Source organism: Mesorhizobium sp. M0923 (assembly GCF_040319365.1).
Taxonomy (GTDB): domain Bacteria; phylum Pseudomonadota; class Alphaproteobacteria; order Rhizobiales; family Rhizobiaceae; genus Mesorhizobium.
This window is the reverse complement of sequence record NZ_JAMYNW010000024.1, coordinates 1-25,392: the sequence shown is the minus strand read 5'-3', so window position 1 is coordinate 25,392 and position 25,392 is coordinate 1. Positions and strand designations below refer to the sequence as shown.

Below are 25,392 nucleotides of genomic sequence, written 5' to 3'. Positions count from 1 at the left end.
TCCCGCCGACCTGTCAGCCAATCGGAGCCTCATCCGTTCCCGGTTGGGGGTGCTGAAGTCGAACTTGGCGATCCTTCGCACCCCCCTCTGCCCTGCCGGGCATCTCCCCCGCAAGGGGGGAGATCGGATATCGCCTCGGCCTTTGCCAACCACTAACGTTGGATCCAGCGGTCTAGCCGCGGCAACGACCTGAAGCGAATTCCTGACGTACAGCAATTTTGTTCTTGCTTTGTGCCGGCAGCTATGCTACTAATCTCGCTATGGTGCCAATTGGCCCCGAAGACCCGCCCTCCGTGGCGGGTTTTTTATTTTCGGCCCTGACAGGCGAGTTCTCACCCCAGCCCTACCATCAGCGGGATTTCCACCACCCCGCCGGGCTGATAGGCTCGGCCTGTCTGCGGAGGACACGGCGATGCCGATCAATCTCGACGAGTTGAAGAATGCCACCAGCCTGCGCGGCAAGCGCGAGGGCGGCTCGTTCATTGCACCGGTCGACGGCACGGCGCATGTCTCGGGCGAGCGCAGCGTGCCGCTGCTCAACCTGACGATCCCGGCGCTGTTTGCCGATACGGTCGGCAGATACGGCACGCTCGATGCCGCCGTCTTCGTCGAGCAGGACAAGCGCTTTACCTGGGAGGAACTGTCGGACACGGTCGATGCGCTCGCCGCCGGCTTCCTGGTGCTCGGCCTCGAGAAAGGCGACCGCGTGGGCATCTGGTCGCCGAACCGCTGGGAATGGCTGGTGACGCAATTCGCCACCGCCCGCATCGGCCTGATCCTGGTCAACATCAACCCGGCCTACCGGCTGGTCGAGCTGGAATATGCCTTGAACAGGGTCGGCTGCAAGGCGCTGGTCACCGCCGCCAAGTTCAGGAGTTCCGACTATCTCGGCATGATCGAGACGCTGGCGCCGGAGATCGCCAGGGCCACCCCCGGCAAGCTCGAAGCCAACAGACTGCCGGCGCTGAAGACCGTCATCCGCATGGACGAGGAGAGTTCGCCGGGCATGTTCAATTTCGCCGACGTGTTGGCGATGGCCGGGCGCGACGAGCATGACAAGCTCGACCGCATCTCCGACGGGCTGAAACCGGATGACGCCATCAACATCCAGTTCACCAGCGGCACGACAGGCGCGCCCAAGGGCGCGACGCTGACTCACAACAACATCGTCAACAACGGCAATTTCGTCACTTCGGCGATCCGGCTTACCGTCGACGACCTGCTGTGCATCCCGGTGCCGCTCTACCATTGCTTCGGCATGTCGATGGGCACGATGGGCTGTGTCACCAAGGGCGCGACCATGGTTTTCCCCAGTGAAGGGTTCGATGCCGGCGCCACGCTGAAGGCAGTGGCAACGGAACGCTGCACCGCGCTCTACGGCGTGCCGACGATGTTCGTCGGCCTGCTCGACCATCCGGAGTTCGCCTCCTTCGATCTCACCAGCCTGCGCACCGGCATCATGGCCGGCTCGCCATGCCCGATCGAGGTGATGAAGAAGGTGGTGTCGCTGATGCATATGGCCGAGGTGACCATCGCCTACGGCATGACCGAGACCAGCCCGGTGTCGTTCCAGAGCAGCGTCGACGATCCCTTGGAAAAGCGCGTCTCGACCGTCGGCCGCGTCCATCCGCATGTCGAGGTCAAGGCCATCGACGCCGAAGGCGCCACCGTCGCCGTCGGCGCGCCGGGCGAGCTCTGCACGCGCGGCTGTTCCGTGATGAAGGGCTATTGGGACGACGAGCAGAAGACCCGCGAGGCCATCGACGCCGACGGCTGGATGCACACCGGCGACCTCGCCACCATCGATGCCGAGGGCTATTGCAACATCGTCGGCCGGGTCAAGGACATGGTCATCCGCGGCGGCGAGAACGTCTATCCGCGCGAGGTCGAGGAGTTCCTCTATCGCCACCCCAAGATCAAGGAGGTGCAGGTATTCGGCATTCCCGACCCGAAATACGGCGAGGAGCTGTGCGCCTGGATCGTGCTGAAGCCCGGCCAGATCACCACCGAGCAGGAGATCAAGGCCTTCTGCGCCGGCCAGATCGCCCACTTCAAGATCCCGCGCTACATCCGCTTCCGCACCGAATTGCCGATGACGGTGACCGGCAAGCCGCAGAAATTCCTGATGCGCCAGGCGATGATCGATGAACTGGGATTGGTGACGCAGAAGACGGCTTGAGCGCGCGCTTCAGGCTTTCGCAGGGTTCGCAGAAGGGGTTTGCCCAGAAGGGACCTGCAACACGGCTTGCGGAAGGGGCTTGGAATGAGTGGTTTCGCAAGATCGGCGGTTTCCTACGGCATGCCGTTGGCCGCCCTGGCGATGGCTGTCGCGGTCAGGGCCAGCGGGGTGTCGGTGGACGAAGGGTCGCTTGGCACCAGGATATTTATCGGCGCGCTGTCGAGCGCGATCATGTTCATCACCATTTTCGTCGTGCTCGACCACGCCGAGGCGGTGGCCAGGCGGATAGGCGAGCCGTACGGCACGTTGGTGCTGACCATCGCCGTAACGGCAATCGAAGTGTCGATCATCGTTTCCATCATGCTGCATGGAGCCAACAACCCGACGCTGGCACGCGAGTCCGTCTTCTCGACGGTGATGATCACCTCGACCGGCGTTGTCGGCATGTGTCTGACGTTTGGCGGCTGGCGTCATCGCAAGCAGGCGATCGTCCGCCAAGGGACCAGCGCCTATCTGGCGGTGCTGGTCGCGCTCAGCGTCATGACGCTCATTCTGCCGACCTACACGAAAACCACCGATCCCGGCACGTTCTCGGCGGCTCAGCTTGGCTTCGTCAGCGTGCTGTCGGTGCTGTTGTATGCCGGTTTTCTGTTCGCGCAGACTGTCCGCCACCGGGATGATTTCATCGACGGACAAGCGCATGGCGCCGCAGTGCCAGCCGACGCCCACGAAAGCATTGCCGCTAGTGCTCTGCTCCTGCTGATCGGGCTGATCGGCATCGTCATGCTGGCCGAGCAGGTCGCCGCCAGCGTCGAGGATGCGCTCGTCGCCTATCAGGTGCCCCAGGCCGACGCCATTGTCGGCGCAATGATCGCCGGGCTGGTCTTGATGCCGGAAGCCATCTCGGCGGTTCGCGCCGCACTCAACAACGAACTGCAGCGCGGCCTGAACGTCGCCATGGGTTCGGCCTGCGCCACGATCGGCCTGACAATACCAGGCATCGCCGCCGCCAGCCTGCTGACCGGAAGAGGGCTGACCCTGGGCCTGCCGGCGACCGACGTGGTGCTTTTGGTCCTGGCGCTCTTCATCTGCAATGTGAGCTTTAGCACCGAGAGAACGACGTTCCTGACCGGGCTGGTGCATCTGGTGGTGTTTTGCACGTATGTGTTTTTGATATTTGTGCCGTGAGGGTGGGGGGAGGTGGGCGGTCAGAGGCGGATAGGTTAGGAAAACTGCTTGAACGTCTCAATATGGGCCTGTGGCGGTCTGTCCGCTCTTGGTCACCGCTTCTCGAAAGCAGACATCGGTGTGCGATGCGTCGACGGCTCATTTGTGGCGGCAAGCCGTGCAAGACGAGCGTCGGTTGACCATCGGGATCACCACCCTGCAGCGCGTGAAAGGTGCAGTGTGGCAGGTCGAAGGTGACGTGTTCGAACTCCATGTGTGTCAGGCTTCTCCAAGAGCGGTCGGACGAGCGATCCTGATGCTGGCCTCGGTGTCTCTGGTTTTGGACATGTGCGTCTCCTCAGGCGCCGGGTGTACTGCGTCAGCCGGCAGTCGGTTTCCGTGACACCGGCCCGCAACCTTCAGAATATGATAGCTCGCGGCAAGGAAGCCGGTGCTGGTTTATCAGAAGGCCCCGCAGGCGGCAGCGGCGGAATAGTCAGAGCCAGCGGCGAACCTCGGCCTTGTAGCGGCGGTAGTCGTCGCCGAACTTCGCTTCGAGATAGCGCTCCTCGCGGGCGATCACCTGCGTCTGGATCGCGATCAGCACCAACGGGAGCAAGGCGAAGGCGATCGGCCCGTCGAAGCCGATCGCAAGGCCGGAATAGATAAGCGCCATGCCGAGATACATGGGATTGCGGGTCCACCGATAAGGACCGGTCGTTGCGATGAGGGTCGTTGGCTGCGACGGCGGAACGTTGGTGCCCAGCCGCCGGAACAGCCCCGCCGCCGCAAGCATCATCGCCGCGCCGGCAACGAACAGCAGCGCGCCCGTCGCGACCAGCAACCGCCAGTCGATGCCGAAAGAGCGCAGGGTGACGAACCGCTCCGCCGCCAGCCCCAACAGCAGCGCTCCTAGATAGACGAAGGGCGGAGGGAAGCGCACACCCGCGCTGTCCGGTTCGACGGCCATGCTCATCTCCAATCTGTGCTCTCAAACAAGCATCGACTGCTGGGCTGAGATACCCGCCGTCGCGCCCTGCGATATTGCTGTGGTGACCGAAGCCATGGCTGGGTTTGCAAGATCGCCGGCGGCGTACATGCCGGGTATGCTGGTTTCGCGGCGCTCGTCGGCCTTCAGGGCGATGCCGAGGGGCGTATTGACCGTGGCGAGTCCCAGTGATTCATGCAGGCTTGCGGACGGCTTGTTGCGCGGATGCGCGAACAAGATATCGACTGCGACATCGGGGGCGGTATCGAGCTTGACGGTGGCATTGTGGCCCCTGTGGCGGGCGATTTCGGTGATCCGGCCATCAACGACAGGTATGTTGCGGCGCGCCAGATCGGCCTGGATATCGGGTGCAATGTCGTGACCATCGGCGAAGACCGTCAACGTGTCGGTCCAGTCGTGGTACAGCCTGACATAATTGTGCGACGGCGGGCCGGACCAGACGAGGCCCCAATGCTGGCCGGCGACTTCAAAGCCATCGCAATAGGGGCAGGGTACGATGGACGTGCCCCAGCCTTCGGCAAAGCCCGGAACATCAGGCATCTGGTCGGCAACGCCATAGCTCAGGATCAGTCGCAGCGCCCCAAGGCTTTCGCCAGCGCCAGTGAGGACAGAGAAATCGTCGATGGCGCCGGAGACCCTGTCGGCCCGGGCATTGACCAGCCTGATCGTGGGATAGCGCGCCAGCTGCTGCCGCGCTTCGGCCAGGATGTCCAGCGGTGGCTTGTGATCGTGGCCGAGCAGACCATGCGAGTGGCCGGCGAAGCGGTTGCGCGGCAGGCCGGTATCGAGAACGGTGACCTTGCGGCGGGCACGGCCGAGCTGCAGGGCGGCGGCGAGACCGGCAAAGCTGCCGCCGATGATGATGACGTCATCCATGGTGATGGGCTCCGTATGTGGATGAGGGGTTGGCTTGGGCCTGGCTTGCACATTTTTGACACTGCGTGGTATCGTAATTCAAGAATTATGATACTGTCAAGGACTGGAATTGTCGTGACCGAAAACAGCCAGGGCCGGCGCGGCCGGCCCGCCAATGAGGCGCTTGGCCAAACGATAGTCGACGCCGCGTGCGAACTCTTTGAGGAATTGGGTTTTCATGCGACGACATTGGACAAGGTCGCCCAGCGAGCGAAGATATCCAAGCTCAGCATCTATCGGCACTTCGAGAACAAGGAGGCGCTGTTCAGCGCGGCCATCGCGGCCCGCTGCCATCAGTTTGCACCACAGGCCCTTTTTGAAGGCGTCGACGGTTCGGCCGAAGATCAGCTCATGGCGGTGGGATCATCCCTGCTTCGCACGCTGTTGAACCCGGACGTCCGCAGTGTCGAAGCCATGATCATGGCCGACAAGACGAATCAAAAGTCGTTAAGCAAGCTCCATTACGAAGCCGGCCCCGCTCATGTCATCGCCCAAATCGAGGCCCTGTTGCGTCAGTTGCACGCGAAGGCGGTTCTGAACGTGACCGACCCTCTCCGGTCCGCCCGCTTGTTTGCCGCGCTTATCAAAGGATCCGATCTCCTGATTATCGCACGCTTCGATGAGGCGAGAGCAGAGGACGACAACGAAATCGAATCCTATTGCCGGTCGGCCGTCGCCATGTTCATCGCCGCGCACGGTGGCAACGACCACCCGGGCGGATAGCCTAGGAGTACTTGCATGATATTTGGGATGCTCGCATTGACATCAACGCGACTATTATCGTTGGGCAGCGGGCTGACCGGCGGAGTAACCGCTACCACCCCATTCGAGGCCTTAGTGCCGGCTTAGCAGACCGTCAGCTTTCGGGAAGCTGCAATGGTGGTCTGAACGGCAAAAATGCGGCGCAAAGCAGCCATTCAGGATTTGCCGGACCTTGTTGCGGAGCCGCCATGGTGCAGATCGCGGAACTCTAACCCTAGCGGAACCAACCGCCACGCAGCCGATTAACCGGCATGGAGCTCCAAACCACCCAAGGGCCACCCCATGAGCATTCTGCAAACCACGAAGAAGGCCGTCGAGCAGGTCACCGGCATCGCCAGGCCAGACAGGCGAGAGGTCGCCGACCTCCTGAGGCCGCGCAAAGCGAATGCATTTCGGTTCAGGGATGACGGGCTGGTGCCCAACCATCCGTTCTGGCCGCTGGTCGTCTATCGCGGCGCCGTGACGCTGCCCGAAGACTTCGATCCGGCGGCTGTCATGGAGGCGCTTTTTGAAGCCAATGGCTGGGGCGATAGCTGGCGCAACGGCATCTACAACTACGTTCACTACCATTCGCGCATACATGAGGTGCTGGGCGTCGCGCGCGGCACGGCCAAGGTCCGCTTTGGCGGCAGCAAGGGACGAACGCTGTCGCTGAAGGCCGGCGACGTCGCGGTGCTTCCGGCCGGCACCGGACACCAGCGTCTTTCCGCATCCGACGACCTTCTGGTCGTCGGCGCCTATCCTCCTTCCGGCACCTATGACGAATGCACGACCGCCGCCGACCATGCCAAGGCGGTCGCGACGATCCCCAGGGTCGACCGCCCGCGGAAGGACCCTGTCTACGGAAGCAAAGGCCCGTTGCTCGCAGCCTGGAAAAGGGACTGAAGTCGTTCCTTTCGAAGGGGCTTGCGGGTTCGCTTCGGGGCTCAAACCGAACCTTTGACCAACACCTACGGCGCCACCGACGAAGAACGCCGCCTTGTAGATGGCGAAGCGGATCGTACCGGCTGTCGGCGTGCAGCGCTGGCAATCAAGCTTGGTGCTATGTTATTGCAGTGACCCTGCCCGACGCATCGAGGCGACAACTGACTTGCGCCTGCCGGACTTCGATGCCACCTTTTCCAGCGTAGTCTATTCGCACCTCGATCGGCGCCGTGAGTGCACCCCGACGTTGATGCAAGGCGCCTGCGCTTACCGCGTGGACACGGACGGCGCCAAGCGGCGTCGCAGCGGCCATGATCGCCGCGCGGCAGGCTCGCACCACCGCAACCGGCGTACCGGGTTTCACTGTCAGTGGTCCCAGAGATCCAAAGGGATACCCCTTGGTGGAGTCACCCCCACCGGCTTTGGAAGGCCTGAGGACGGGTGGCAGGACGATGGATTGCCCGGCGGTCTTGGCAGAGGCAGGGGCCGTCGCTGCAGTCGAACTGTCGGGTGCGGTAGCCGCCTCGTTTTCGGCGGACGGATCGTCGCCCACACTGGCACTTGTGCTTGTGTCACCAACGTTGCCGCTGGCACCAACGCCTGCGTCGACTGATCCGTCATCTGCACCGACCGAAGCTCCAACATTTGCTCCGCCTACGCCGTCGACGCTCGTGCCCGCCCCCACAGATACGCCTTGCGAACCGGCGCTCACTCCAGCACTGACCCCGACACCGCCGGCCCTACCGCCCACACCTGCTTCAAGAGCGGAGGCAGGCCCAATTGTGATCCCGATCGTCAAGGCGGCTGCGACATACTTCTTCATTGTCATCTCCCCTGCGGCTTTCGCTCCCTAGTCTTCACTGGCGCGGCTCGCCGTTTTTGGATGGCCGTGTTGGAAGCAATGCTGCGGGAAGAGGTATGGTTGCCAGCAGAGCAGTTTGCGGCGACTTTTGGACCTTCACTTTCTGTTTTTTCGGCAAGTCCGGTTTACGGGCTGGTTGGGCGCCCGAACGCGATAACCTACTTGCAAGTGCACTCGCGGGGGTACGTGCTTTCGGCGCGCGCTCCACAGCCGCAGTGCGACGCTTACCCTTGACAATATCAATTGCCTCGCGCGCGGTACTGAGGCGGCGGGCTAGACCGATAGCCTTTTCACGCTCCTGGTCCAGCGCGGCACTCAAATCTACCGAGTTCTGCTTTAAAACATCGCGTTCCCGGCGAACAATATCGAGGTCACGTACAGCTGAATCTGCTCGTTCGCGTCCCCGTTCGAGTGTTTCTCGAGCCTGCTTTAGCGCGGCCTCGGCCACCTGTCGGTCCCTTATGGCGTTGGCCTGCTCGACGGCTGCCAGATTTGCGCCTTTCTTAAGAGCATCGATAGTTTGGCGAGCCGTGGTAAGTTCTTGTTCCAAGAGCTCAACCTTGTGCCGCTCGTCATCAAGCGTTCGCTTCGCAGCAAGCTGGGAGGCTTCCATAGAGGGGTGCGCTCCAAGCGCGGCAGCCTTCTCGCTGTTCCAAAGACTGGCTTCGGCCCTGTAGCTTTCGATAACGCGCTGCGCGGCCTCCAGATCGAGCGCGAGCGCTTCGTCTGTTCGCTGCTGCTCATTTAGGGCTTGTGCTTGCTGAGCCACCGTGTCTGCCAGCACGTGTGCCTGGGCGCTTAGCTCACGTGCGCCGCGCTGCATAGCGTCCAGCTCCGCTCGTGCTGCGGCCAATTCGCGGCGTAAAGCCTCCTCATGCTCGCCGAGCGGCGTTTGCGCGCCCTCCTTGAGTGCCCGTGTTTTGAGTGCCTGCGCTTCGCTGAGCACCAGCTCTCTAGATATACGGGATCCCAGCGCGCTCGGTTGTGGCTTGCCCGGTTCTTTGCCGACCTTGGTGTGTTCGGAAACCACGACCGACGAGCTGTCGTTAGCTGTGGCAACCGCTGACGCTTCGGGCGCCAACTGACCATTTGCCGGAGATCCCAACAGCAGAACGAGGCATAACGGAATGAGGGATGGTATGGCGTTGCACCCCCTGCCGCGTATCTCGTGAAGTAAAATCAAGGGCCGTCGTTTAATAAAGGTGAAGTCACAGCGGAGACATTTTGACCTGGTACTCTGCGCATGATTCATCACTGAACCTCACCGATCGCGGCCCTCACCGCTATTGTATTCTCCACTTACTGCACGCCGCGGATGCCGCACCAAAAAGATCAATGCTAGTCAAGCACCCTCGGCACCGCCAAAGCACGGAATTGCGCGCAAGGCTGTTTCCTATTTCCTTAGTTGTCATCATTCGAACAAACGGGACTTTCGGCTTTCGGGATGACCATCTTCCCTACCCAACGGCTGTGATGCGGCGCAAAGCAGCCATTCAGGTGCGAAGGTCGACTTCGGGTCAACACCAGACTTCCGCTGGATGGTACGGCGCACCTCACCCGCCAGCACCGCCGCTTCCAATCGGGATGATCTTCGCAAGCTGGATGCATTCATCGTGCCGGACCTTGGTGGGGAGCCGCATGGCGGCTTGCTCGCCGCCTGGGAAAGGGACTGAAGTCGTCCCTTTCGAAGAGGCTTGCGGGTCCGCTTCGGGGCTAACCGGACCCAACATCCGCCGCTCTACGCCGCCAGCACCGCCGCATCCAGCCCGCGAATAATCTTCGCCAACTCCACACATTCGTCGTGCCGCACCTTGTTGCGCCGCCATGCTAGGCAGATCGTGCGTTGCGGCATCGGTTCCTGGAACGGCACGATCTTCAGATCGGGGATAGTGCTGGCCGGTCCTGTCGCCATTTCCGGGATGAGCGTGACGCCGAGCCCGTGCGCCACCATTTGCAGCAGCGTCGTCAGGCTGGTCGCGCCGTAGCTTGCCATTGCCACCGGCCGCACGCTGCCGCAGACGGCGAGCGCCTGTTCGCGCAGGCAGTGGCCTTCCTCCAGCAGCATCAGCCGCTCCAGCGCCGGGCTTTCCGGCGGCACCGGCGGTGAGGCGAAGGCGGGATCGCCGGCCGGCACGGCCAGGAAGAACCGGTCGGAGAACAGCGCCTCGGTGACCAGGCCTGGGTAATCGAGAGGCAGCGCCGCGACGAAGGCGTCGAGCTTTCCCGAAGCCGTGTCCTCGACCAGAGAGGCGGTCACCGCCTCGCGCAATTCGAGCTGCAATGCCGGGAAATGCCGTTTCAGTTCCGGCAGCACATGCGGCAAGAGATAGGGCGCCACCGTCGGGATGATGCCGAGCCGGAAGCGGCCTTCCATCGCCGGGCGGCCGCGCCGGGCCGTCGCCTCGACGTCGCTGATATCGGCAAGAATGCGCTCGATGCGCGGCAGCAGGGCCTGCGCCTCGTCGGTCATCCGCACCGATTTGCCGCCGCGCTCGAACAACCGGCAATTGAGCCGCAGCTCCATCTCGGCGATCTGCGAAGAAAGCGCCGGCTGGCTGACGCCGGCGAGTTTGGCGGCGCGGCCGAAATGCAGCGTCTGCGCCAGCGCTTCGAAATAATGCATCTGCCGGACGGTCAAGCCAATCATAAGGAAAACCTATCAGAATAAACAGCAAAGGCAATTTGTCTTTATCGGCTGGGCAGGCTAGTCTGGAACCATTCCAGAATGGCGCGGCTGCTGGCCCTGCCCGGAAAATCAACAAAATCCCGGAAAATCAACAAAATCGGAGGCAAAGATGGACGCGAAAACCGACGACAACAGCGCCGGCAAATGCCCGGTCCCACATGGATCGGCCAGGAGGAGCAATCGTGACTGGTGGCCGAACCAGCTTGACCTTGCCGTCCTCCACCAGCAGTCCAGCCTCTCGGACCCGATGGACGAGGACTTCGACTACGCCAAGGAATTCAAGAGCCTCGATCTCGATGCGGTGATCAGGGATCTGCACCAGGTGATGACCGATTCGCAGGATTGGTGGCCGGCCGATTTCGGCCATTACGGCCCGCTCTTCATCCGCATGGCCTGGCACAGCGCCGGCACCTATCGCATCGGCGATGGCCGTGGCGGCGCCGGCGCCGGCCAGCAGCGTTTCGCGCCGCTCAACAGCTGGCCGGACAACGCCAATCTCGACAAGGCGCGCCGGCTGCTGTGGCCGGTCAAGCAGAAATACGGCCGCAAGATCTCCTGGGCCGACCTGTTGATCCTCACCGGCAACGTCGCGCTGGAATCGATGGGCTTCAAGACATTCGGCTTCGCCGGCGGCCGCGCCGATGTCTGGGAGCCCGAGCAGGACGTGGACTGGGGATCGGAAACCAAGTGGCTCGACGACGAGCGCTATTCCGGCGACCGCGAACTTCACGGCCATCTCGGCGCCGTGCAGATGGGGCTGATCTACGTCAACCCGGAAGGGCCGAACGGCACGCCCGATCCATTGGCCTCGGCACGCGACATCCGCGAAACCTTCGCCCGCATGGCCATGAACGATGAGGAAACCGTGGCGCTCATCGCCGGCGGCCACACCTTCGGCAAGACCCATGGCGCCGGCGATGCATCGCTGGTCGGGGCGGAGCCGGAAGGCGCCGGCATCGAGGCGCAGGGCCTCGGCTGGTCGAGCAAGCATGCCACCGGCATTGCCGGCGACGCCATCACCTCGGGCCTCGAAGTGACCTGGACCACGACGCCGACGAAGTGGAGCAACAACTTCTTCGACAATCTGTTCAACTACGAATGGGAGCTGACCAAGAGCCCGGCCGGCGCCCATCAGTGGACGCCGAAGGGCGGCGCCGGTGCAGGCACCGTGCCGGACGCGCACGATGCCTCGAAGCGCCGCGCCCCGGCGATGCTGACCACCGATCTCGCGCTGCGCGTCGACCCGACCTACGAGAAGATCTCGCGGCGCTTCCATGAGAATCCGGATCAGTTCGCCGATGCCTTCGCCCGCGCCTGGTTCAAGCTGACGCATCGCGACATGGGTCCCGTCGTCCGCTATCTCGGCCCGCTCGTGCCGAAGGAAGAGCTGATCTGGCAGGATCCGATACCGGCAGTCGACCACGAGCTGGTCGGCGAACAGGATATCGCCTCGCTGAAGGCGAAGATCCTGGCCTCCGGCCTGTCCGTGTCCGAGCTGGTCTCGACCGCCTGGGCCTCGGCCTCGACTTTCCGCGGCTCCGACAAGCGCGGCGGCGCCAACGGCGCCCGCATCCAACTGGCGCCGCAGAAGGACTGGGAGGTCAACCAGCCGGCGCAGCTGGCCAACGTGCTCGAAAAGCTCGAAGGCATCCAGAGCGAGTTTAACGCCGGGCAGTCCGGCGACAAGAAAGTCTCGCTTGCCGACCTCATCGTTCTCGGCGGCGTCGCCGCGGTCGAGAAGGCGGCGAAAGACGGCGGCCATGACGTCAAGGTGCCGTTCACGCCAGGCCGCATGGACGCCTCGCAGGAACAGACCGATGTCCAGTCCTTCGCCGCGCTCGAGCCGAAAGTCGATGGCTTCCGCAACTACGTCAGGGGCAAGCCGCCGATGTCGGTCGAAGCGATGCTGGTCGACCGGGCGCAGCTGCTGACCTTGACGGCGCCGGAGATGACTGTGCTCGTCGGCGGCTTGCGAGTGCTCGGCGCCAACACCGGCAAGTCGAAGCACGGGGTGTTCACCGACAGGCCGGGCACGTTGACCAACGATTTCTTCGTCAACCTGCTCTCCATGAACACGGTCTGGGATCCGGCCGCCGGCTCCGATGAAGTCTACGAAGCGCGCGACCGCAAGACCAGGGCGGTCAAGTGGACCGGCACCCGCGCCGATCTGATCTTCGGCTCGCACGCGCAGTTGCGGGCGCTTGCCGAGGTCTACGGCTCGGCCGACGCCGGGCAGAAGTTCGTCAGGGATTTCGCCGCGGCCTGGACCAAGGTGATGAACGCCGACCGTTTTGACCTCGTGGCCTGATCCAGCACACGAAGTTCTCGACGCAACAAAAAAGGCGCGGGCCTCGACCCGCGCCTTTTCGTTGGGCCTCCGAAAAGTCAGTCCTTCTCGAAGATACCGGCCTTGGCAACCACGCCGGCAATGGCGCCGCCGATCAGCGGCGCGACGATGAACAGCCACAGCTGGCCGATCGCCGCAGTTCCCGAAAACAGCGCCGGTCCGATCGAACGGGCCGGGTTGAGCGATGTGCCGGTCACCGGGATGATGGCGAAATGCAGGCCGGCCAGCGTCAGGCCGATTACGAGGCCGGCGAAGGCCGTGGTGTGCTTGGCGTTGGTGACGCCGAGGATCACCGTGACGAAGGTGAAGGTGCCGATCAGCTCCCACAGGAAGGCCGAGCTGACGCCCCATTTCGTCACGTCCCAGCCATTGGCGCCGAAGCCGCCGGTGTGGCCGCCGACCTGTCCGGAGACGATGATCCACAGTGCCAGCGATGCGATGATGGCGCCGATGACCTGCGCGATCCAGTAGGGAATGACGTCCCTGGCCGGCATCCGCCCGGCGAGGAACACACCGAGCGTCACCGCCGGATTGAGGTGCGCGCCGGAAATCGGGCCGATCGCATAGGCCGCCGCAATCAGGCCGATGCCGAATGCCAGACCGATACCTTCCTGGCCAAGCGGCAGCGCGCCGCCGAAGCCGCCCGTCACCACCGAAGCCGTGCCGATGAACACCAATAGAAACGTGCCTAGAACTTCCGCCAGATAAGTTTTCATTGCCCTCTCCTCGTGTCGACCCGCGGCTCCGCTTTTTTCTGCGACGCGAATCACCGCGCAAAGAGTATTCGCAACCGCAAAAGTTGCAAAGCAGCGCAGTTGCACCTGCCGGCGTGCTTGTGCTCGCCAGACAAGAACATTAGAGGCTTATAATATATTGATCGAATTATTTGGTCCCGCATGCCGACGCCCGCTTGGTGGCGGCGGCTCGCGATGCACCAACCCACATTCGTCACCCGCCTTGCATGGATTGTCTCGCCGTCGGGGAAACAGACTGTTTCAATCAGGACACGAAAAGCTCTAAGAGCAGGGCCGGATTTTATTTTGCTGAGTAATGGAAGACGACAATGAGACTGGGCGGGCGGCTGGCGGCAGCCATCGAAGTGCTTGACGACATCGGCCGGCGCCACCGGCCGGTGGCCGATGCGCTGAAGGACTGGGGCCTGTCGCACCGCTTCGCCGGTGGCGGCGACCGCGCCGCGATCGGCAACATCGTCTACGACGCGCTGCGCCGCAAACGCTCCGCCGGCTGGCTGCTCGGCGACGACACGCCGCGCGCCATCGGCTTCGGCGCGCTGCTGCTCGAATGGGGCCAGACGGCGCAGTCGCTGAACGAGGCGCTCGAGGGCGACAAGTTCGCGCCGCCGCTGCTGAGCGCCGACGAATTGAAAACCCTCGCCGCTCGCCGGCTCACCGACGCGCCGCCGGCTGTCAGGGCAGACATCCCCGACTGGTGCATGCCGCTGTTCGAGCGGGCGTTCGGCACGGCCTGGGTGGAAGAGGGTGCCGCGCTTGGCACTCGCCCGCCGCTCGACCTCAGGGTCAACACGCTCAAGGCCGATCGTGGCAAGGTGCTGGCGGAATTGGCGGAGACCGGCGCCAAGCCTGCGCGGATCGCGCCGCACGGCATCCGCATCCCGCCGATCGACGGCGACGGCAGGCACCCGAACGTGCAGGCCGAACCGGCCTTCCAGAAAGGCTGGTTCGAGGTTCAGGACGAAGGTTCGCAGATTGCAGCCGAACTGGCCGGCGCCGAGCCTGGCATGCAGGTGCTCGACTTTTGTGCCGGCGCCGGCGGCAAGACGCTGGCGCTGTCCGCGGCGATGGACAATCGCGGCCAGATCTTCGCCCACGATGCCGAGAAGGCAAGGCTGGCGCCGATATTCGACCGCATCCGCCGCTCGGAAAACCGCAATGTGCAGATCGTCACCAAGCCGGCCGAGCTTGCGCCGCTCGGCAAGCACATGGATATCGTCCTGATCGATGCGCCCTGCACCGGCAGCGGCACGTGGCGGCGCCGGCCGGATGCCAAATGGCGGCTGACGCAAAGGCAGCTCGACGCCCGCAAGGGCGAGCAGGAGACGATACTCGATGCCGCCAAGGACTTCGTCAAACCCGGCGGCCTGCTGGTCTACATCACCTGTTCGGTGTTCGACGAGGAGAATGGCGACCAGGTTTCGGCCTTCCGGGACCGCCATCCCGGCTTTGTCCCGGTCGATCACCGCCAGCTTTGGGACAGCCGTTTTGCGGGCCACGAAGCGGCAGTGCGTATTGGCGCCGCGGGCGGCATTTCGCTGTCGCCGTTGCTGAGCGGCACCGACGGCTTTTATTTCTGCGCGCTGCGGCGGGCTGGCTGAACGGTTGCCGGATGTCGCCGATCTCGCTTCTTATCAGCAGGTTTAGCCAATTGCTGCAGTGCAGCATTTGCGATTGCCTGCCGCCCACCCCTCTGCGATAAATGCCTCTGCAATAAGATTTGTCGAGAAACGAAGGGCGACGGCCATGGCAGCAAAGATCGTTCCTGCTCCCGATTATGAGGACCGCGTCAGGACGTCCTTCGCGCGCCAGAACGCGATGATGACGATTGGCGCCGAGCTGACGCTGGTGACGCCCGGTATCATCGAGATCGAAATGCCCTATTCGTCGGCACTGACCCAGCAGCACGGCTTTCTTCATGCCGGCGTCATTTCGACGGCTCTCGATTCGGCCTGTGGCTATGCGGCATTCTCGCTGATGCCGGAAAATTCCGGCGTGCTGACCATCGAGTTCAAGGTCAATCTGCTGGCGCCCGGCCGGGGCGAGCGCTTCCTGTTCCGCGGCTCGGTGACCAAGCCCGGTCGCACCATTATCGTCGCCGATGGCCAGGCCTATGCGTTCGCCACCGACGGCGAGGCCAAGCTGATCGCCACAATGACCGGAACGATGATGACGGTGCTCGGCCGCGACGGTATCGAGGGCTGAGGAACGGGCAGGGGAGGATGGACGATCATGGCCGGCAAGACACCTGGTGAGCTCACCCTGATCTCCGGCAAGTCCGTTCTCTTCGTCATGGCGGCCGAGGCCGAATACGGCCCACACTTGCAGCGGCTGTTCACGCCGCTGCTGACCGGCGTCGGACCGGTCGAGGCCGGCGTCGGGCTCAGCGCCGAACTGTCCCGGCTGCACGCCGGGAAGGCGCTGCCGGATCTCGTCGTGTCGCTCGGGTCGGCGGGCAGCCGGACGCTGGAGCAAACGGAAATCTACCAGGCCGTTTCGGTTGGCTACCGCGACATGGACGCCTCGCCCTTGGGATTCGAGAAGGGCGCCACGCCGTTTCTCGACCTGCCGGTGAGCGTGCCCCTGCCGTTCAGGATACCAGGCATCAGGCCGGCGACGCTGTCCACCGGCGCGGCAATCGTCTCCGGCGCCACCTACGAGGCGATCGCGGCCGATATGATCGACATGGAGACCTTCGCCTGCCTGCGCGCCTGTCAGCTGTTCGACGTGCCGCTTATCGGCCTGCGCGGCATTTCCGACGGGGCGGCCGATCTAAGACACGTCGGCGACTGGACGGAATACCTGCATGTCATCGACGAGAAGCTGGCCGCGGCGGTGCAACTGCTGGAACAGGCGATCGCGTCTGACACGCTGCAGTTTTGACCTGTCCCATGAAGATGCGGATTCGGAGTGAGAGAGACGCCCCGCAACCCATTGCGCCGACTCGTTTCTTTCTTTAAACGCTCGCCATGAAAACAGCCAATCATCCCGACACCGTCCTGATTGTCGATTTCGGCAGCCAGTTCACTCAGCTGATTGCCCGCCGCATTCGCGAGGCCGGCGTCTTTTCCGAGATCGTGCCCTTCCAGTCGGCTGAGGCGGCGTTCAAGCGCATCAATCCAAAGGCGGTGATCCTGTCCGGCGGTCCGGCCTCGACCAGCGACATCGGCAGTCCGCGCGCGCCACAGATCGTCTTCGACGCCGGCGTGCCGGTGCTCGGCATCTGCTATGGCCAGATGGCGATGTGCGTGCAGATGGGCGGCGTCGCCGAAAGCTCCGACCATCGCGAGTTCGGCCGCGCCTTCGTCGAGATCGCCAAGGACAGCCCGTTGTTCGAGGGCCTGTGGGCGCCCGGCCAGCGCCACCAGGTGTGGATGAGCCATGGCGACCGTGTCATCTCCCTGCCGAAGGGATTCGAGGTGCTCGGAAAATCGGAGGGCTCGCCCTTCGCCATCTTCGGCAATGTTGAGCGCAAGATGTACGGCCTCATGTTCCACCCCGAAGTGGTGCACACGCCGGACGGCGCCAGGCTGCTCCAAAACTTCGTCCACAACATCGCCGGCATCGAAGGCGACTGGACGATGCGGGCCTACCGTGAGCACGCGGTCGAGACGATCCGCAAGCAGGTCGGCAAGGGCAAGGTGATCTGCGCGCTTTCGGGCGGCGTCGATTCCTCGGTCGCGGCCCTGCTGATCCACGAGGCGGTCGGCGATCAGCTGACCTGCATCCTCGTCGACCACGGGCTGATGCGCAAGGACGAGGCGGCCGGCGTGGTGGAGATGTTTCGCCAGCACTACAATCTGCCGCTGATCCTGGTCGATGCTTCGGACCGTTTTATCGGCGCGCTCGAGGGCGAGTCGGATCCGGAGAAGAAGCGCAAGACCATCGGCCGGCTGTTCATTGAAGTGTTCGAGGAGGAGGCCGAGAAGCTCGGCGGCGCCGACTTCCTGGCGCAAGGCACGCTCTATCCCGACGTCATCGAAAGCGTCTCTTTCACCGGCGGACCGTCGGTGACGATCAAGTCGCACCACAATGTCGGAGGCCTACCCGCGCGCATGAACATGCAGCTGGTCGAGCCGCTGCGCGAATTGTTCAAGGACGAGGTGAGGGCGCTCGGCAAGGAGCTCAGCCTGCCCGACAGCTTCATCGGCCGGCATCCGTTCCCCGGCCCCGGTCTCGCCATCCGCTGCCCGGGCGGCATCACCCGCGAAAAGCTGGAGATCCTGCGCGAGGCCGATGCCATCTATCTGGATGAGATCCGCAAGGCCGGCCTCTACGACGCCATCTGGCAGGCCTTCGCCGTGCTGCTGCCGGTGCAGACCGTCGGCGTGATGGGTGACGGCCGCACCTACGAATTCGTCTGCGCGCTGCGCGCCGTCACCTCGGTCGACGGCATGACGGCCGACTTCTACCATTACGACATGGCATTCCTGGGCGCCGCCGCCACCCGCATCATCAACGAGGTGCGCGGCATCAACCGCGTCGTCTACGACGTGACGAGCAAACCGCCAGGCACGATCGAGTGGGAGTGAGGAGGGAGTGCGGTGGAGTAGTATCGGATAGCAGAGGACACTCGAGCGAATCCTAGGCCATCGATAGCAGCCGATAGGTTCTAGGCGACCGGCAGATCTGCCGCTGTGTCGGGCGTCTCCCCGCTCTTCGAACGGCGCCCATACCCCGTCGGGCCCACCCCAACCTTCGCGACTTTGTGGCCTTCAAATATTCGGTCGCGCGCTGCTCGAAGAAGTTAGCGCGCGACCAGTTCTCGGCGTCGACCACACGGTCGTAGATCGATTACTGCTCCTTCTTGAACAGGTCCTGGAAGATGAGCTGGCCCCACGTGCGGCCGCGTGCGTGAACCAGCGCGCCACCCTCGTTGAGCTTTCCCAGCTTGACGGGTGCGAACCCGAGTTGTTTGGCCAAGGCCGCCACCGGAGCGGTCGCGTCCTCGTCGTCGCTCGACAGAAAGACGACCCGGTGGCCGCCCTCGACGACCAGGTGATTGAACCCTTTCACGAACTTGGCGCCGGTGAACGCCTTCGCGACGAAGGCGGAGGACGGGAGACCGTCCAGCTCTTCAGGGACTGGAAACGCGTTCATCGCGTCGATGACCGTCTTGCCTTTCCAACTCGGCAGGACCTTCGCAACCTCGCGATGCTCCCCGAACGGGACCGCCAAGATGATTGTGTCGGCCTCGAGTGCATCCCGCAGCGACTTGGCGACGACCGTGGGTCCAATCGCCCGAGCCTGCGGCGCCAGCGCCTCGGGCGGCCGGCGGCTCGCGACGGTCACGTCGATGTTTTTACGGGCGAAGGCGTGGGCGAGGGCCTGGCCTACCGCACCGAATCCTACAATCGCATAGCTCATAATACTTCTCCGATCCGTGTTGGTCTTGATTCCCGGCCCTCAACGGCGCTGGGTTATCCGTTTCGCTGCATGGCGACCTTCGCGAGATCTTCGGACTGCCACCCCAAGCGATGCGCGTCATCGGTTCGAATTCCTGAATTGACGCGTAGACGTCCTGCCGTGAACGACTTCCGCGCGGCCGGACGGTCAGCCGCGCGGCAGGCAAGCCCGGATACTCGAACGTGTGCGTCCAATCCTCCTCACTCGTTCATGTCGACATGGCTTGCGATCTCCGACTCAGGCGGAACCTATGACTCACAACCGACCCCAAGGAACACTGTTGCCGCCCGTCTAGCCGTCTTGTCGGTATCGGCGAAGCCGCTGATCTGTGCTAAGCCGCCGCCCGAATAGCCAAAGGAGTACACCCGTGAGCGAGCCGACCGTGGCCGAGGCGACCGACAGCATCTATGCATCGCTCCGGGCGAACAATGCCGACATCGACGCACATATCGCGGCGCTCAAAGCAGCGCTGACGCGAGAGGGGATAGAACAGGCGGTGTTCGATCCGGCAAGGCTGGCACAGAACAACCGTTCGGGCCGCAAGCTGATGCAGGCTTATTTTCGGCAGCGCGGCGTGAGCGTGAGGTTTTCGGCCTCGTAGGGGCGCACACTGAGGCGCCACAGCCCGCCGGCAATCATTGTGGTCCAGGACCCCTCGGGGAGTTCAGGCAAGTCCGCTTTTGGCTTCTGTAGGCCGACATGCGTCTTCTGGCCCCGCCGACGTCAAAGTACCTAGGAAATCGGCCGACAAATGGTCAATTCAATCACCTGCGCTGGCTGCCGAGTACATCAGCGACCGATTCGCCGCTTCTGGCCTTCGGATTTGACCGGCCCAATCGCATGTATCTGCCGCCTCGAGCGCTTCGGCGCGGTCAGATTTGTCTAACGCTCCTATCCGTCGAACCGACGCGAAGAACCGTGGATAGTCGCCCGAACACAAATCGAATAAGCGGAGAAACGCAGTCACCCGATCGCTGTAGACGGAAGTCGCGGCGAGCTTTGCGTTGTTGATCGGAGCATCGAACCAGGCGTCATATCCACGGTATCCACCCCAGCGCCTGTCGCGCATCTGTCGGTATCGCGTCCTCAGCCGTTCGATCGCGGCCTTCTTCGCGGCCCACTTCTGCTCAGAAGTAACATCGTCGTCATAGACATGCCTTAGCTCGTCCCGGGTCTGCGACACCAGCACAAGAAATTCAGCTCTGCGCCTCCGGTCGGCTTCGTAACGGCGCAATCCGGCAGTATCGCCGGTCGCGCGCAGCCATTTTCTCACACCCGTTGTTTCGACAGCGACAGCGAACGCTTCGTTGAACGAGGAATCGTCATGCACGTAGACGCGCTGGTGAGCGAGTTCGTGGAATACCAGCCCTGCAAGATACGTTTCATCTTGGCTGAGCATGGTGCTTAGCAGCGGGTCACTTGACCAGCCGAGCGTGGAATATGCAGTGATGCCCGTCACATAGATGTCCAGGCCCTGTCTCTGAAGTTCGACAGCGGTTTCAATCGCAGACCTTTTGGAGAAGTACCCTCGGTACGGTACGCATCCGAACACCGGAAAGCACCATGTTCGTGGCGTCAGCGAGAATTCCGGCGCTGCAAAGATGGCCCATGTCACCGCGTCTCGACCAACGTCAACATAGCTGCGGTAGCTGTTGTTGTCCGGCAGCGCTAGTTCATCTATCGCAAACTGTCGGATGGCGCTCGCCGATGCCATTCGAGCGCGCAATGTCCCAGGGGTCGAAGGATTGTCGATCAGCTCTCCGACATCCTGGCGCGCCGCCATGATCTCCACGTGACCCTTCAAGGATTGTGCGTAGTAGGAAATGCTGGTGCAACCTGCCACGCCGGACATCACGATCATCGCAGCAACCGAACGAAAAGCATGCATCATGCCCACGGCATCGCTCACACTTCCGGATAGGGCAAATGTCGCAACTACGCCCGGTCCCAAACAGTCGCGCCAATTTGGTAAGGTCCTGGAGGGGGTTTAGGTTAGACGTTCGTCCTCGGCAAGATAGTCACAATTCGGTCACTCGCTGCCAAATTGCCGAATGTCCGGACACGGCCGACTTAAGCAACGCAGCATTTTCCACTTTGAGGCGAAATAATTCTCAACTATGGTCCGCCAGGCTTTAGGCATGGGGGAATATTGCCGATGGTTTTATCACGCAGGGGTGTCGTGCTCGGTGGCCTGGCGCTGGTCGCGGTGGGTGCAACCAGCAATATTGCTCAAGCCGCGGCGGCAAAATCCTTTTTCGCCGGTACCGCCAGCGACAACAATTTTGTCTATCGCAAGACCAACTTCGCCAAGATCGACAAGAGATGGCATCGCCAGATCGTCAAGTATTTCAGCAGCGAGCCGGTCGGCACCGTCGTGGTCGATACCCGCCACCACTTCCTCTACGTCATCATGGAAAACAAGACCGCCATCCGCTACGGCGTCGGCGTCGGCAAGGACGGCTTCAAATGGTACGGCCGCGCGACGATCGACCGCCGCGCGCTGTGGCCGCAATGGGTCCCGCCCCCCGAAATGCGTAAGCGCAAGCCGGACCTACCACCCATGGTCGCAGGCGGCGCGTCCAACAATCCGCTCGGGCCGCGCGCGCTCTATTTGCACCGCGACGGCGCCGACACCGGCTACCGCCTGCATGGCACGCTGGAGCCATGGAGCATCGGCACCGACGCTTCCAGCGGCTGCATCCGTATGTTCCCGGAAGACATCATCGACCTCTACCAGCGCTGCCCGATCGGCACCGCGGTGCAGGTCCTGCCGCACATCGCCGACCAGGCGCCCGCTTCCACCACTGTCGAATGATTGGCGCCTCATGAACCGCACGATTGAAAACACGCGCCGGCTGCTCGCCGCCGGCCTGCTGGTGCTGGTCGCATCCTGCTCGACCAGCAACACGCTGGCCCCTTCCACGCCCGACGTCACCAACACCGAGGTTGCCGGCTTCCAGAACGTGCAGCCGGGCAGCGAGGAGGATTTTATCCTCAATGTCGGCCGCCGCACCTATTTCACGCAAGGTTCGGCCGCGCTCGATTCTGTCGCCAAGGCCACCCTCGACACCCAGATCGCCTGGTTAGCAAAGCATCCGCGCTGGCTGCTCAAGCTGCAGGGTTTCGCCGACGATCCCGGCGCAAGTGAAACGGCGCTGTCGCAGCAGCGCGCCGATGCGGTGATGGACTACCTCGCCGCCGGCGGCATAGACCGCAACCGCATGTGGGCCAAGGGCTACGGCAAGGACAGGCTCGTCCGCGAGTGCCCCGACAACGCCTGCAGGTCGCAGAACCGCCGGGTTGTGTCTAATTTGCGCGATGTGAGGGACGAGCCATAGGGCTGCTGTTTTGCTTGTGACCCGAAGCAGAGTCTCACACGCGACGGCGGCATGGCTGCTTTGCGCCTCATCTCAGTCGTTAACCCAAACTCTGCCTCGACTTGAAAGCGGTTGTTCCCACAACTGCAACAGCGGCAGCCAAGCGTCCTTTCTTTTGTGATGATCCCAAGAGCCATTGCTCTGCCACACTACGGCCTTTGGGTTACAGACAGGCGAGTGTGACGCCTGTTGCTTCGGCGTTTCCTGCGGGCTTGCGAACCGCAATATCGGAAGCCGATCGCTCGGTGACCTCCGTCGCCGATTTGGATCAATCAGCGGTTCACAATTTGTTTCGCGTAGGATAATGCCCGATCGTGGGAAATTTTGCGATCGTCACTGAATGAACAACCTTGACCTTTCCGCCACGACTTCGTTCTGAGCGTCAAGCCAGAGTACGCTACCAAGATTGTAAGCGGTCAGAAGAAAGTCGAACTGAGGCGTCGATTTCCGTACCTTTACACGCGCGGCAGCGTCGACTTCTTCCGCACATATCCCGGAATGTATGTGCCGCGGCCGCTGATGCTGCGATGTCAGGTCCTCGGTCAACCACTGCAGCATATCGCGTACGAGACCCTGGCTTTGACCAAGATGAATTGGAACAACACTCAGTTCGACAACGGAATGCCGATTACTATTGCGACGGCAAGACAGGTGCGGCAGGTGCTGAAGTACCTCGGAGACGGGCAGGAGATCGCTCCAAGGTACAGCTTTTACATGTAGAGAATCGGCTCTGACGCTGCGGAAGCGGGCAGCTCTATGTCGGCGAACGAAAGCGATGGAGTGAACACAAACGCCCACTCTGGCTGCGCGAACGGAGGGGAGTGCTGTGGAGTAATATCGGATAGCAGAGGACACTCGAGCGAATCCTAGGCCATCGATAGCAGTCGATAGATTCTAGGCGACCGACAGATCTGCCGCTCTGTCGGGCGTCTCCCCGCTCTTCGAACGGCGCCCATACCCCGTCGGGCCTACCCCAACCTTCGCGACTTTGTGGCCTTCAAATCTTCGGTCGCGCGCTGCTCGAAGAAGTTAGCGCGCGATCAGTTCGTGGAGATGTTTCGCCAGCACTATAATCTGCCGCTGATCCTGGTCGATGCTTCGGAGCCGGTGCTTTCCAACCATGCGGTCGAGCGGCACAATATCACGGCGGTCTGGCCGGAAAGCCGGCGCGCCAATCCCGCTGTGCGCGCCTTCCTCGACCTGTTGCAGGGTGTGTCGAGAAACAGGTGAAGGTCACGGCCAGCATTTGGCCTGAAGACACCGGGCAGGGGAAACTCAGCCGCAGGTGTCGACCGTCCGCTGGTCGGCGCCATTAGCGCCATAACCGTCTCGGCAGCTACGCGACGAAGCGGACCACGCCGCCATCCACCCGCAAAGCCGCGCCGGTTGTCGCCGAAGCCTGCTCCGAGCATGCGTAGATGATCATGTTGGCCACCTCATCGGTGGTCGCGAAGCGTTGGATGAGGGTGGTCGGACGCATCGCCTTCAAGAAGCCCTGTTCGGCCTCCTGCTGCGTGATTCCGTTTGCGTCAGCCTGCTTCGCCATGAAGTCGCCCAGGATCTCAGAGCGGGTAGGTCCCGGCAGGACGGCGTTGATTGTGACACCCGTGCCCGCGACCGCCTCGGCGAGCCCGCGCGACACCGCGAGTTGAGCGGTCTTGGTCATGCCGTAGTCGAGCATTTCCTTAGGGATGTTGACTGCGGACTCGCTACTTACAAACACGACGCGGCCCCAGCCTTTCGCCACCATCCGCGGCAGATAATGACGGGTCACGCGCACGCCACTCATTACGTTCAACTGGAAGAGGCCAAGCCAGTCCTCGTCGGGGATCTTCGCGATGTCCTCGACGCCACTGTAGCTCCGGATGTGAGCCGTACCAACATTGTTCACAAGGATATCGGCGTCCGGCGCCTGCGCGATCAAGGCCTGGGCACCCTCCGCTGTCGCAAGATCGGCGGCGATGCCCGAGATGTCGCTTCCGGGAAAGGCCTGCCGCATCTGCCTCACCGCCTCGTCGACCCGGGTATTCCCACGGCCGTTGACGACGACCGATGCACCGGCACGGGCAAACCCCTCCGCCGTCGCGCGGCCGATTCCGGCGGTGGATCCGGTGACAATCGCCTTGCGGCCCCTGAGTTCAATATTCATGTCATTTATCTCCAATGGTAGGTGGGTGATCATCCGCCGATCCAGGCTGGAAGCGCCCGTCGTCTGTTGAGTACCGACAATATTCGGGACGAAGGCAGGCCCAGTACTGTTCGGTCGAAAGCGTTGCGGCCCAAGCAACCGGCCAGGCCTTAAGACAAGCCCATTCAACTTGCCCTGCTTGCCACTTCCGCCTCCGCAGCGCGGGCGAGGCTTTCGACCCATTCCTGGTGATAGCGGTAGAGTGCACCGGGATGCTTGCGCCCGAGTTCCTCAAGGAACCAAGGGCCCTGCTGCGTTTCTTCGGTCAGCACATGGCAGCCATCGACCGTAGGAGTGATGACCCAGCCGTGGTACGCGCTCGAGCCGGTCTCGTCGCCATCGACCGTCGTCGCCCACGCGAGCCTGCGGAAGGGTTCACACTCCGTCACGACCAGACTCATCGGAAAGCCAACCGTCACCCGGCTGTATCTGGTTTGAAGCGCCAGTTCCGGCTTGCCGGTCAAGATCTTGACCTGATCTTCGGCGGGAAAGTAGCTCGACCAATTCTCGGCATCGACGAGCAGCTTCCAGACCACTTCAGCCGGCGCCTTCACGTCAATGTCGTTGAGTGCGTAGATGGCCGACGTTTTCGGATCATATCGCTCGGGCCAAATCACATGATCATACATCGATTACTGCTCCTTCTTGAACAAATCCTGGAAGATGAGCTGGCCCCAAGTGCGGCCGCGTGCGTGCACCAGCGCGCCACCCTCGTTGAGCTTTCCCAGCTTGACGGGTGCGAACCCGAGTTGTTTGGCCAAGGCCGCCACCGGAGCGGTCGCGTCCTCGTCGTCGCTCGACAGAAAGACGACCCGGTG

General features: G+C 62.7%; 22 protein-coding genes and 2 pseudogenes. 13 read left to right on the top strand and 11 right to left on the bottom strand.

Annotated elements, in window-relative coordinates; all coding sequences use genetic code 11:
* Positions 1-412 precede the first annotated feature (412 nt).
* Both NKH89_RS29365 and NKH89_RS29360 read left to right on the top strand, forming a co-directional pair.
* Positions 413-2,179, top strand: coding sequence for an AMP-binding protein (locus NKH89_RS29365; protein WP_352910822.1), 1,767 nt, complete (start codon positions 413-415; stop codon positions 2,177-2,179).
* 84 nt (positions 2,180-2,263) lie between these two features.
* Positions 2,264-3,367 (top strand): calcium:cation antiporter, encoded by a 1,104-nt coding sequence (locus NKH89_RS29360; protein WP_352910819.1) that lies wholly within the window; start codon positions 2,264-2,266, stop codon positions 3,365-3,367.
* Positions 3,368-3,842: 475 nt separating this feature from the next.
* Here NKH89_RS29360 and NKH89_RS29355 read toward each other — a convergent pair whose 3' ends face one another.
* Positions 3,843-4,316: a methyltransferase family protein gene (locus NKH89_RS29355; protein ID WP_023716484.1), complete on the bottom strand. Its 474-nt coding sequence runs from the start codon at positions 4,314-4,316 to the stop codon at positions 3,843-3,845.
* Positions 4,317-4,337: 21 nt separating this feature from the next.
* Positions 4,338-5,231: an NAD(P)/FAD-dependent oxidoreductase gene (locus NKH89_RS29350; protein WP_352910818.1), complete on the bottom strand. Its 894-nt coding sequence runs from the start codon at positions 5,229-5,231 to the stop codon at positions 4,338-4,340.
* A 114-nt stretch (positions 5,232-5,345) separates the two neighbouring features.
* Between NKH89_RS29350 and NKH89_RS29345 the strand changes: the two genes are divergently transcribed.
* Both NKH89_RS29345 and NKH89_RS29340 read left to right on the top strand, forming a co-directional pair.
* Entirely contained in the window at positions 5,346-5,993 is a 648-nt protein-coding gene (locus NKH89_RS29345; RefSeq protein ID WP_023716486.1) for a TetR/AcrR family transcriptional regulator, read from the top strand.
* 321 nt (positions 5,994-6,314) lie between these two features.
* Positions 6,315-6,917, top strand: a complete 603-nt coding sequence (locus tag NKH89_RS29340) for a cupin domain-containing protein (protein ID WP_352592609.1) — start codon at positions 6,315-6,317, stop codon at positions 6,915-6,917.
* Positions 6,918-7,074: 157 nt separating this feature from the next.
* On the opposite strand, the gene NKH89_RS29335 is transcribed toward NKH89_RS29340, so the two are convergent.
* The 3 genes from NKH89_RS29335 to NKH89_RS29325 all read right to left on the bottom strand — a co-directional run bounded on the left by NKH89_RS29335 (position 7,075) and on the right by NKH89_RS29325 (position 10,465).
* Positions 7,075-7,779 (bottom strand): hypothetical protein, encoded by a 705-nt coding sequence (locus tag NKH89_RS29335; RefSeq protein ID WP_352910817.1) that lies wholly within the window; start codon positions 7,777-7,779, stop codon positions 7,075-7,077.
* 34 nt (positions 7,780-7,813) lie between these two features.
* Complete coding sequence (locus NKH89_RS29330; RefSeq protein ID WP_352910816.1) at positions 7,814-9,070, bottom strand: coiled-coil domain-containing protein; 1,257 nt, start codon at positions 9,068-9,070, stop codon at positions 7,814-7,816.
* Positions 9,071-9,556: 486 nt separating this feature from the next.
* A complete protein-coding gene (locus tag NKH89_RS29325) occupies positions 9,557-10,465 on the bottom strand; it encodes a hydrogen peroxide-inducible genes activator (RefSeq protein ID WP_352482345.1) in 909 nt (302 codons plus the stop codon).
* Positions 10,466-10,613: 148 nt separating this feature from the next.
* Between NKH89_RS29325 and katG the strand changes: the two genes are divergently transcribed.
* Positions 10,614-12,812, top strand: a complete 2,199-nt coding sequence (katG, locus tag NKH89_RS29320) for a catalase/peroxidase HPI (RefSeq protein WP_352910813.1) — start codon at positions 10,614-10,616, stop codon at positions 12,810-12,812.
* Between the two features lie 77 nt (positions 12,813-12,889).
* Here the strand turns inward: katG and NKH89_RS29315 are convergent, their stop codons facing one another.
* Complete coding sequence (locus tag NKH89_RS29315; protein ID WP_023677138.1) at positions 12,890-13,567, bottom strand: MIP/aquaporin family protein; 678 nt, start codon at positions 13,565-13,567, stop codon at positions 12,890-12,892.
* A gap of 347 nt (positions 13,568-13,914) precedes the next feature.
* Here NKH89_RS29315 and NKH89_RS29310 point away from each other — a divergent pair, with 347 nt between their 5' ends.
* From NKH89_RS29310 to guaA, 4 genes are all read left to right on the top strand, one after another.
* Positions 13,915-15,204: an RsmB/NOP family class I SAM-dependent RNA methyltransferase gene (locus NKH89_RS29310; protein ID WP_352910811.1), complete on the top strand. Its 1,290-nt coding sequence runs from the start codon at positions 13,915-13,917 to the stop codon at positions 15,202-15,204.
* Between the two features lie 145 nt (positions 15,205-15,349).
* Positions 15,350-15,808 carry a PaaI family thioesterase gene (locus tag NKH89_RS29305; protein WP_352910808.1) on the top strand — a complete coding sequence of 153 codons (459 nt, stop codon included), beginning with the start codon at positions 15,350-15,352 and terminating at the stop codon, positions 15,806-15,808.
* A gap of 27 nt (positions 15,809-15,835) precedes the next feature.
* Positions 15,836-16,486 carry a 5'-methylthioadenosine/S-adenosylhomocysteine nucleosidase gene (locus tag NKH89_RS29300; protein WP_352910805.1) on the top strand — a complete coding sequence of 217 codons (651 nt, stop codon included), beginning with the start codon at positions 15,836-15,838 and terminating at the stop codon, positions 16,484-16,486.
* An 86-nt stretch (positions 16,487-16,572) separates the two neighbouring features.
* Positions 16,573-18,135 (top strand): glutamine-hydrolyzing GMP synthase, encoded by a 1,563-nt coding sequence (gene guaA / locus NKH89_RS29295; protein ID WP_023716495.1) that lies wholly within the window; start codon positions 16,573-16,575, stop codon positions 18,133-18,135.
* Positions 18,136-18,397: 262 nt separating this feature from the next.
* Here the strand turns inward: guaA and NKH89_RS29290 are convergent, their stop codons facing one another.
* The gene (locus NKH89_RS29290; protein ID WP_352910803.1) at positions 18,398-18,970 is read right to left on the bottom strand and encodes an NADPH-dependent F420 reductase; all 573 of its coding nucleotides are present in this window, start codon (positions 18,968-18,970) and stop codon (positions 18,398-18,400) included.
* A gap of 406 nt (positions 18,971-19,376) precedes the next feature.
* On the opposite strand from NKH89_RS29290, the gene NKH89_RS29285 reads away from it, so the two are divergent.
* The gene (locus NKH89_RS29285) at positions 19,377-19,610 is read left to right on the top strand and encodes a hypothetical protein (RefSeq protein WP_023716496.1); all 234 of its coding nucleotides are present in this window, start codon (positions 19,377-19,379) and stop codon (positions 19,608-19,610) included.
* 159 nt (positions 19,611-19,769) lie between these two features.
* Here NKH89_RS29285 and NKH89_RS29280 read toward each other — a convergent pair whose 3' ends face one another.
* A complete protein-coding gene (locus NKH89_RS29280) occupies positions 19,770-20,900 on the bottom strand; it encodes an aminopeptidase (protein WP_352482497.1) in 1,131 nt (376 codons plus the stop codon).
* A gap of 264 nt (positions 20,901-21,164) precedes the next feature.
* Here NKH89_RS29280 and NKH89_RS29275 point away from each other — a divergent pair, with 264 nt between their 5' ends.
* From NKH89_RS29275 to NKH89_RS29265, 3 genes and pseudogenes are all read left to right on the top strand, one after another.
* Positions 21,165-21,824 carry a L,D-transpeptidase gene (locus tag NKH89_RS29275; RefSeq protein ID WP_352482339.1) on the top strand — a complete coding sequence of 220 codons (660 nt, stop codon included), beginning with the start codon at positions 21,165-21,167 and terminating at the stop codon, positions 21,822-21,824.
* A 10-nt stretch (positions 21,825-21,834) separates the two neighbouring features.
* Positions 21,835-22,347, top strand: coding sequence for an OmpA family protein (locus NKH89_RS29270; protein ID WP_352482338.1), 513 nt, complete (start codon positions 21,835-21,837; stop codon positions 22,345-22,347).
* 1,143 nt (positions 22,348-23,490) lie between these two features.
* Positions 23,491-23,616 (top strand): annotated as a pseudogene (locus tag NKH89_RS29265) (LysR family transcriptional regulator); the annotation flags it as partial.
* Between the two features lie 106 nt (positions 23,617-23,722).
* Here the strand turns inward: NKH89_RS29265 and NKH89_RS29260 are convergent.
* From NKH89_RS29260 to NKH89_RS29250, 3 genes and pseudogenes are all read right to left on the bottom strand, one after another.
* The gene (locus NKH89_RS29260) at positions 23,723-24,535 is read right to left on the bottom strand and encodes an SDR family NAD(P)-dependent oxidoreductase (protein ID WP_023716502.1); all 813 of its coding nucleotides are present in this window, start codon (positions 24,533-24,535) and stop codon (positions 23,723-23,725) included.
* Positions 24,536-24,699: 164 nt separating this feature from the next.
* Positions 24,700-25,203, bottom strand: a complete 504-nt coding sequence (locus NKH89_RS29255) for an SRPBCC domain-containing protein (RefSeq protein WP_352547369.1) — start codon at positions 25,201-25,203, stop codon at positions 24,700-24,702.
* A gap of 3 nt (positions 25,204-25,206) precedes the next feature.
* Positions 25,207-25,392 (bottom strand): annotated as a pseudogene (locus tag NKH89_RS29250) (NADP oxidoreductase coenzyme); the annotation flags it as partial.